This window comes from Bradyrhizobium sp. Leo170 (assembly GCF_004296405.1).
Taxonomy (GTDB): Bacteria; Pseudomonadota; Alphaproteobacteria; order Rhizobiales; family Xanthobacteraceae; genus Bradyrhizobium.
Map to the genome: position 1 here is coordinate 1 of NZ_PSRR01000391.1, position 7,578 is coordinate 7,578.

The window sequence follows — 7,578 nt, forward strand, 5'->3', positions numbered from 1 at the left end:
AGGTCGGCTTGCGCACGCCAGTGGAAACGGCCTCGTGTGCGCGCACCGGGGTGCAGCTCGTGAATACGAGCGCAAACCGGCTGCACCGCCAGTCAGCGCCGAGCGCGGCGCTGGTGGGTGATGTCAGGTTGACCGACAGTAATGCCGCTACGCAGGCAAACATCACGTACGCCGCGATCAGCACCGCTCCCTTGTGGGTCCTTGGGTGGGAAATCATGGCCTTGGTTCCTGTTCGATGGCCGGAAGAATAAGGGGCAGGCTCCACAGTCCTTGTGATCCAATTCACATCCCGGCCCACATTTTCGCTGGTGGCCCGAAGGGCGCCCGGTAAAACCTCCTGGCGCGGTAGGCTATCCGTTAACGATTATCGTTCAACGGTCCAGCGCGTAAATCAGCCAGAGGAACACACAAAGAGGTTCCTAGGTCCTATGATCAAGGTACCGTACAGATCTCCGCATCATCCGTCGGACACATCATGGACATTCACCATTACCATATAGGCAAGGAGACTCTGAGTCCCCGCGACTCTCGTGGCCCGCGCTCGCGTTTTCGGTGTCCTACGGCGAGGTGAATACAATTTGCAGCACGCAACGGCATTCGACTCCTACCTTGAGTGGCTGACGGTGAACCGCTGGCAGGGCAAGGAGGAAGAATAGACGGTGTCGGGAGCCAATCTTCCGCCAACCAAAGACCCGAAGGCGGGTGTATGATTTTCTTTCAATTGGATCTCCGTGCATGGGATGACGGAGAGCTTTTCATGAAAGTCCTTATTGTTGACGATCATGCATTGATACGCGAGGCGTTGCGCGCTGTCCTGAAACAACTGAAGCGAGAAGCCGTCATATTCGAGGCTTCGAACAGCGGTCAGGCAATGCACATAGTCGAGGAACATCCCGACATCAGCCTCATTTTGCTTGATATCAATTTGCCTGATCAAGATGGCTTCTCTGTCCTCCGCGAACTGCGAGACCGCTATCCGACCATTGCTATCATCGTTATCTCGTCCTCGAATGATCAAGGCACAGTCAAGCACGCTTTCAAACTTAGCGCTCTGGGTTTCATCCCGAAAACTACTGAACGGGAGGTTATGCTCAACGCCATTAAGTTAGTGTTCTCCGGCGGGATTTACATTCCCTCGGAAATTCTGGAGGAAACAACGCCTCCGCGGCTTACAAATAAACTGACGGCGCGCGACTCTCTTAAGGGGCTCGGGTTGACCGATCGGCAGATTGAAGTGCTTGCGCTCCTGATGAAGGGAAAAAGCAACAAGGTCATTGCCAAGACCCTCAATATGGCAGTGCCGACAGTGAAAAACCACATCACGGTCGTTCTCAGGGCGCTCAGCGTAACGAGCCGCACCGAGGCAGTAATAAAAGTAGGAAAAATGGGCTGGGAATTGTAGCCGAAATCTGAGTCATAAAGCCGGCTGGGTATCTCGCCTATCGTCATGATCCCTAAAGAAATCGTGCATGACCGCGCGGAGCCGCATTGGGTCGACAGGCTTGTGCAGCAAAATGTATCCTCTATCCTTGGCGTCACGTAATGGTTCTGGTGCCGTATCGCCGCTGATGAGAATAGCTGGAATGGATGAACCAAACGCCGCATTAGTTTGTTCAATCGCTCGGATTCCGGTCTTTCCGCTCGCAAGATGATAGTCCGAGATTATAAGATCGGGGCGTTGTTGACGCTCGCGACCGTCCCCGCTAACGCGAATGACATGGCTGCCAGGATGCTCGTTTTCATAGGCTCTCCAGATGAGGTCCTTTCGACTTGCGAGCTGGATAGGCCAACCAAATATGAAATTGAACGACCAAAATTGGCAATCGACCTATCAGATATGGCAGGCTTTTCGCATGGATCTCAACGCGACCCGGATGTTTGTTGCGGTCGTTCAGGCGGGCAGCCTCTCAGCGGCGGCCGCCCGCCTCGGAATTCCGCTTCCGACATTGAGCCGTCGAATACGGGACCTCGAGCAGCAACTCAAAGTGCAGTTGCTGGAGCGCTCGGCACGCGGCGCGAAGCTTACCGATGCCGGAACCAGGCTCTACGAGCACGCCGGCCGCGGCATCGAGGTGCTGCTCGAGGCTGAGCAAGCCGTCATGAGCGACCAGGCGCGCCTGAAGGGACGTCTGCGGTTATCGTTGCCCCAGGCGTTTGAGCCGTGGTGGGACCTGCCGAAAGAAGCGCTTGGTGCCATTGCTGCCGCAACACCCGTTGCCCGAGCAGCCAATCAATCTGCTCTATCCGTCTCACCGCCACCCATCCACCATTGTCAGGACATACCTCGACTTCTGCCAGAGCTATGTCCCGCAGATCTTGCAGACGTATGACACCTGAACTGATCGACGACGAGCGGGGCATGCCTCCGCGAACGTCGCCTTCTGGCCCGACCCGGACTACCGGCGATCTCCGCTTTCGGGCCGGTGTTAAGGGCATAGCGGACCTCAAAGCACCCTGATCTCGACGGCACGATCGTCCGCGACAACGTCCTCATTAGACACCGATTATGCCGTGATCCAGTTCAACATCGTCTTCGACGACGCTGACCAGCAGGAAGCGTGGTTCAAGCTCGTCCGCTGCCTGAAGCAGTTGTATCCGAACAACGATGGACGAACGCCTCAAGCTACATGTCGATGAGAACTTGCCGGATGCCTGAAGAAGGGTTCAAGGTTCACAGGTTCGCCGGTGTCTTGCCAGAACAGCTTTTGACCGAGGCTAGCTGCCACCGCGATGCGGTGCTGCCCGCCGACCAACGTGCCGTCACGCGTTGCCTTGGCGACGATCTCGCCGGCTTCGTCCACGATGTTTCTCATGTGCCGCCTCCAATCCAACGCGCCGGCCTCTTCGTTCCTACTGGCCGGGCATTGGTTCAGGCGATGTATCCGAACAACGATACGCTGGGCGAACCCCTCAAGCTGTATGAGAACGTTCCCGACTAAAGCCGTCCACCACCAGCGTGATCTTGTGCGCGGCATGGTCAATGGTGATGCAGTTTATCTTTGTCAGCGCGCCGCTGGTCCTGAAGAACAGTTTGTGGCGGAGCTTTAGCTCGGCGTCGATTTGGTGGTGCCCTTTGATAAGCATGCCCTCGAGGTCGGTCTGGCCCACTTCATCGCCGGCTTCGTTCACGATTGTTCGGATCATTTCGCCTTTGGTGTGTTTCATCTCCGCCTCCCCGCGACGGTTCGCAGTCTATACAACGTTGTGCTGGTTCCAGGCGTTCCAATCGTGAACCAGACTACCCAAACAACGATACGATCGGCGGGCGCATCAAGTTCTATGTGCCGGAGAACCTCCCGGAGGCCTAGAGTCTGACGGCCTCCACGGCTCCGGGATCGCCTGAGATGGCGCGCTGCGGACTACCGAACCGGTCTATCGTGATCCATTCGCGGTCAAATGTCGGCTCATACAGAGCGAAGCCGTCAGGACTGGACGTGACGACCGGCGTCTCCGGATCGAGCTTCTGCAGCTCAGTTATCAGGTCTTTGACTTTCATGGCCTTGCTCGTTACTTGCATGCGCCGCGTTGCCGGCGCGTTCGAGAACCTATTATAGCATCGCAGTCCTGCACGGTCAGGTCCGTGCCGCAGTCATGCTGGTCCTGCTGGGCGTCTTCCTTATCGGCGCTCGCCCGGCGGTAAGGCTTCCCTCGAGAATGGCTCGTTCCTGTTGAACGTCGCACTGTATATCCTTGGCGGCAGCTGCATCCCTTGCTCGGCGCGGGCATCATCCTCGTCAAGCTTCTCGGGCTGATCCAATGAGCGAGCTGCAGCGCCTTCGCGACCGCGTTGAAGAGCTGCTGGGTATGGGCGAGGACGATGTCTCGCTGATCCGGCAGCTCACGGGCATGAGGAAGACGAAAGCCGAAATGGTCGGCGTCCTCCGCAAGAGCCGGCGCGTGCTCACGAAGGAAGCGCTGCCCGCCCTTAGGTAAAAGCCGCAGCTACAAGCCCCTTGCTGCGAATGTCGCCTGTTGGCCCCTTTGAGACATGCCGTCGGTATCCGAGAATGTCTGTTAGTAGGGGTGGACCGGAAGTGACCGGCCGACTGCCAAACAGTCGCTTTTGACCCTGAGCGGGCATCGGCCTATCGGAGTTCGCGGGCGCAAACTGTTATTCCCCTTGTCGGCATCTTTCCGCGGAACACGTGCTAGGTGGACGCCGTTTACGTGGACACGCGCGGGTGTTGGGCCTCGCTGCTGGCACTCGCTTCTGCCTTGAAGGAGCGCGTCATGGCCAGGATCAACAACATCGTTTTGGTTCACGGTGCCTTCGTCGACGGGTCGAGTTGGGCCGGCGTCTACGACATCCTCAAGGACGACGGTTTCACGGTCAGCGTCGTCCAGAATCCGACCATCTCGCTGGAGGGCGACGTGGCCGCGACCAATCTGATCCTCGATGAGCAGGAAGGTCCGGCGGTGCTGGTCGGTCACTCTTACGGCGGCGTGGTGATCACCGAGGCGGGCATGCATCCCAAAGTCGCGGCCCTCGTCTACATCGCCGCCTTCGCTCCGGACAAAGGCGAGTCCGTCAACACCATCGTCGGCCACCCGCCGTCCTTTACGCCGCCGGAGGAGGGATATCTCTTCCAAGACAAGGCGAAGATGGCGGCCGCGTTCGGCGCTGATGTGGATCCCAAGACCGCTGCCTTCTGGGCCGACAGCCAGGTGCCGTTTGGCCTGGATGCGAACGATGGCGCGGTCACCGAGCCCGCGTGGAGGGAGAAGCCGAGCTGGTATCTCGTGGCCATGGACGACAAGATGATCCCGCTGTCAGCACAACGGCAGATGTCGAAGCGCGCGGGCTCGACGGTCGTCGAGGTCCCAGGAAGTCACGCGATCTACGTCTCCAATCCCCGCGCGGTGGCGGTGCTGATTGAGCAGGCGGCGGACGCCAGCTCATGATGGTCTGCGGCTTCGATGCGCAAAGTCTCGATAATTAGCCCCCGAAATCCCGCCGGGAGGTGGCATGCCATTTGCTGCAGATGCTCACGGCCGCTTATGGCCCTTTTGAGACATGCCGACGGTCCGCGATTATGTCTGCTTGTGGGGTTAGACCGGAAGTGAGCTGCACGCGATCAAAACGACGCCGATGACCGCATAGCGGACCTAGGTTGAGCTCCAGCCGCGGATGGAACCTCGGATCGATATTGTATTTGGCGCGACTACATTTCGAGCGGGCTTTGCGAAGACAAATGACACACGAGGGTCAGCTGTCCGCTATTGAGCCGAGATACGCGTGCGCTACCTCCATCGATTGGCTGCGGTGACCCGAAATTTCCCTCCGATCTGCATGCCGTTGCAATACCACCAGGCTCGTTGTCGATCCCAGCCCAGGAACATTTTGGTTTCTCCGCAATCCACGTAGCTCTTGTAGGTGAGTGTGTCTTTGCACGTTGCTGAGAAAACTGAGTAATATCCCGACGATTCACTGCATCCAACCCAAGGGTCCTTGCCGCGTTTGAAGCTTGATTCGCAACCATCGTTGCAACTGCTGGCCTCTCTCTCGAGCCGGGCAAGCTTCGCCATGACAGGACCTTGCGCAGTCGACGGCGTCCGTCGCGCTGTTTGAGCCGTCGTCCGGGTGGCCCGCCCTCTCCGGTGAACTGCACCAGTATTTGCCGCCCGCTCCTCCCTGAGTGGTGGCCTCGCCGTTTGCTTCGGCGCTTCGACCGTGACGCTGGGAAGCGTGGAGCCTGATGTGGTTTGCGACACGGCGGTACCGCCGAGGGCGCACAGCAATGCGGTTGACAGGGTAGCGACAGCCGAGGGTGCGAGAAGGCTCGATGACAATCTCATGACGAATGTCCTCCCGAATTCAGGACGGGCACGCCATCCCGATCTGTCCACGCTATCATGCAAACCAGTCCGAATTTCCGAATTTGGCCGCTGAGGCTTGCAATTTATTTCGATATTTCGGCGTCGCAGTCGACATGACCACGGAAGAACGCTGACCGCTCGCTCGAAGCGTTACATGTCTGCTTCTGGCCCAGGCTGTGTAAAAATCGCGCAAGTTGGGGCGCACCGGCATATCTTGCGGCCGCCGAGCTTTCTAGTTCGGTGGCATCGATTTCTTGTCGTCTCGGTGGTCAACAGGAGCTTCATGTAGGCGCAGATTTGGTCGCAGAGGCCGGCCTCATGCCCGCATCGCCTCCAGCAATCCGCCTACGCCCATGATCGTCATCACGCGCTTCATGTTGTAGGCGAGCACGTTGAGCGCCATCTCGGTGGCCACCCTTACACTCGGTCGACACGGTGATGCCGTCGACCTCGGCCACTACGTCGCCTTTGCCCGACGCCGGATTCACGACGATGCGGCGGCCATCTAGCCGCCTCCGTAACCCGTCCGCCCGCTGCGCGAAGCCCGTTCGAAACCATGCCGGCCAAGCCAACGGGCGAAATCGAACCGCTTGCGGTGCTCGCCGTCCGGATGGACGCGGACCTCCCCAGTCGACGTCGTCCGGAGCAGCCTCGCGCGGCGGCGCGCATCGCCGCCAGCAACCCATCAATGGACCTTGACGGCCTCGCTGCTGGCGGAAGGAACTGGCGTTTGCCGTATCGAACTGTTCAGTAGATCTTGCAATGCAATCAAATTGTCCAACGTCGTGACAATGCGAGCACGCACGACGCTCTCATGCTCAATCCTATTGGAATCGAATAAAGGACCTGCCTTTGGTCGAACGTTTGTAAAGGTAAGCGTCATGAGCGGCCCGGGCCCCGATGCCAAATTGATTTTTCCTACGCAAAGCGTTTCGGGAACATTGCCTGCGTCGACCGTGAGCGGCTCCTCGGTCATGGATGATCTCCCAAAAATTTTCCGGCCCTGGCGGCTTATTGAAGAAAGTCTTCGCCCCGCTTGCGAAATCTTCGCGTACAATGATTAGGTCTAAGTACGCTTGAGCGACTGCTTCGTTCCTCTGCGCCTGAGTTCAGGACGGGAGGCTCGCCGGCGGGCTCCGCGCAACGCCAAAGCCTTGGGGGGCATAGAGCTGAGGCCGCAGATTCGGATCCAACTATTCCTCTCCGTCCCATAACGCAGCGGATTGCCGAGTTTTCCCGATTGTGATACTTCACTCCTTTTTCAGGGAGGGCTGTTTCCGATGCGCACTTTGTCACGCACGGTTAAAGAACTTCGCGAGCAACTTGCGTCGGATGACGACATGCTCAGAGAAAAAATGTCAGACCTCGTTTCGCTTCGTAAGATCATTGGCGATGCTGAAATTGAAAGGCGGGCGCGAAGCAGAAGATCGAGAGTGTTAGCTGAGAACGCGGTCACCGCCCCGCAGCTCTGATATGGCCGAGGCTGGCGACGTTAACTGACCGCAACTCGTCATCAGTGGCGCCAACCGTCCTTATCCATATCCGTATTGAGCCCGTCCGGCAGACGGGGCGCTTCGCCAGGTTCTTTGGCGCGTGCCCAGACTGACATCGATGTTCGCACGTGTTGGGCCGACGTCGACCACCTGATGAGCGATTAGGCGACCTCTTGGCCGCACAACGAGCACTGCCGCTTAACATGTGATGAGGACGGAACCAAAGTTATCGGGAAAACTAGGAAATCCAGGGAGGGAGAACATTTGG

The 7,578-nt window shown here is 58.2% G+C and carries 9 protein-coding genes; 5 read left to right on the top strand and 4 right to left on the bottom strand.

The window, feature by feature from the left end; translation table 11 throughout:
* A partial coding sequence (locus CWO89_RS47270; RefSeq protein ID WP_207234655.1) for a hypothetical protein occupies positions 1-217 on the bottom strand: 217 nt, incomplete at its 3' end.
* 540 nt (positions 218-757) lie between these two features.
* Here CWO89_RS47270 and CWO89_RS38010 point away from each other — a divergent pair.
* The 3 genes from CWO89_RS38010 to CWO89_RS46355 all read left to right on the top strand — a co-directional run bounded on the left by CWO89_RS38010 (position 758) and on the right by CWO89_RS46355 (position 2,939).
* Positions 758-1,402: a response regulator transcription factor gene (locus tag CWO89_RS38010; protein WP_130583481.1), complete on the top strand. Its 645-nt coding sequence runs from the start codon at positions 758-760 to the stop codon at positions 1,400-1,402.
* Positions 1,403-1,796: 394 nt separating this feature from the next.
* Positions 1,797-2,330, top strand: a complete 534-nt coding sequence (locus CWO89_RS38020) for a LysR family transcriptional regulator (protein ID WP_245476764.1) — start codon at positions 1,797-1,799, stop codon at positions 2,328-2,330.
* Positions 2,331-2,648: 318 nt separating this feature from the next.
* On the top strand, positions 2,649-2,939 hold the full coding sequence (locus tag CWO89_RS46355) for a hypothetical protein (RefSeq protein WP_165421496.1): 291 nt from the start codon (positions 2,649-2,651) through the stop codon (positions 2,937-2,939).
* On the opposite strand, the gene CWO89_RS38030 is transcribed toward CWO89_RS46355, so the two are convergent.
* Together CWO89_RS38030 and CWO89_RS38035 are read right to left on the bottom strand one after the other, a co-directional pair.
* Positions 2,911-3,165: a hypothetical protein gene (locus CWO89_RS38030; RefSeq protein WP_130583483.1), complete on the bottom strand. Its 255-nt coding sequence runs from the start codon at positions 3,163-3,165 to the stop codon at positions 2,911-2,913. The two genes, CWO89_RS46355 and CWO89_RS38030, sit on opposite strands and share 29 nt — an antisense overlap.
* A 139-nt stretch (positions 3,166-3,304) precedes the next feature.
* A complete protein-coding gene (locus CWO89_RS38035; protein WP_130583484.1) occupies positions 3,305-3,496 on the bottom strand; it encodes a hypothetical protein in 192 nt (63 codons plus the stop codon).
* 260 nt (positions 3,497-3,756) lie between these two features.
* On the opposite strand from CWO89_RS38035, the gene CWO89_RS46360 reads away from it, so the two are divergent.
* Both CWO89_RS46360 and CWO89_RS38040 read left to right on the top strand, forming a co-directional pair.
* On the top strand, positions 3,757-3,933 hold the full coding sequence (locus CWO89_RS46360; RefSeq protein WP_165421497.1) for a hypothetical protein: 177 nt from the start codon (positions 3,757-3,759) through the stop codon (positions 3,931-3,933).
* A gap of 297 nt (positions 3,934-4,230) precedes the next feature.
* Entirely contained in the window at positions 4,231-4,902 is a 672-nt protein-coding gene (locus CWO89_RS38040) for an alpha/beta hydrolase (RefSeq protein WP_130583485.1), read from the top strand.
* A gap of 1,600 nt (positions 4,903-6,502) precedes the next feature.
* Here CWO89_RS38040 and CWO89_RS38050 read toward each other — a convergent pair.
* On the bottom strand, positions 6,503-6,793 hold the full coding sequence (locus CWO89_RS38050; RefSeq protein ID WP_130583487.1) for a hypothetical protein: 291 nt from the start codon (positions 6,791-6,793) through the stop codon (positions 6,503-6,505).
* Positions 6,794-7,578: the final 785 nt, after the last annotated feature.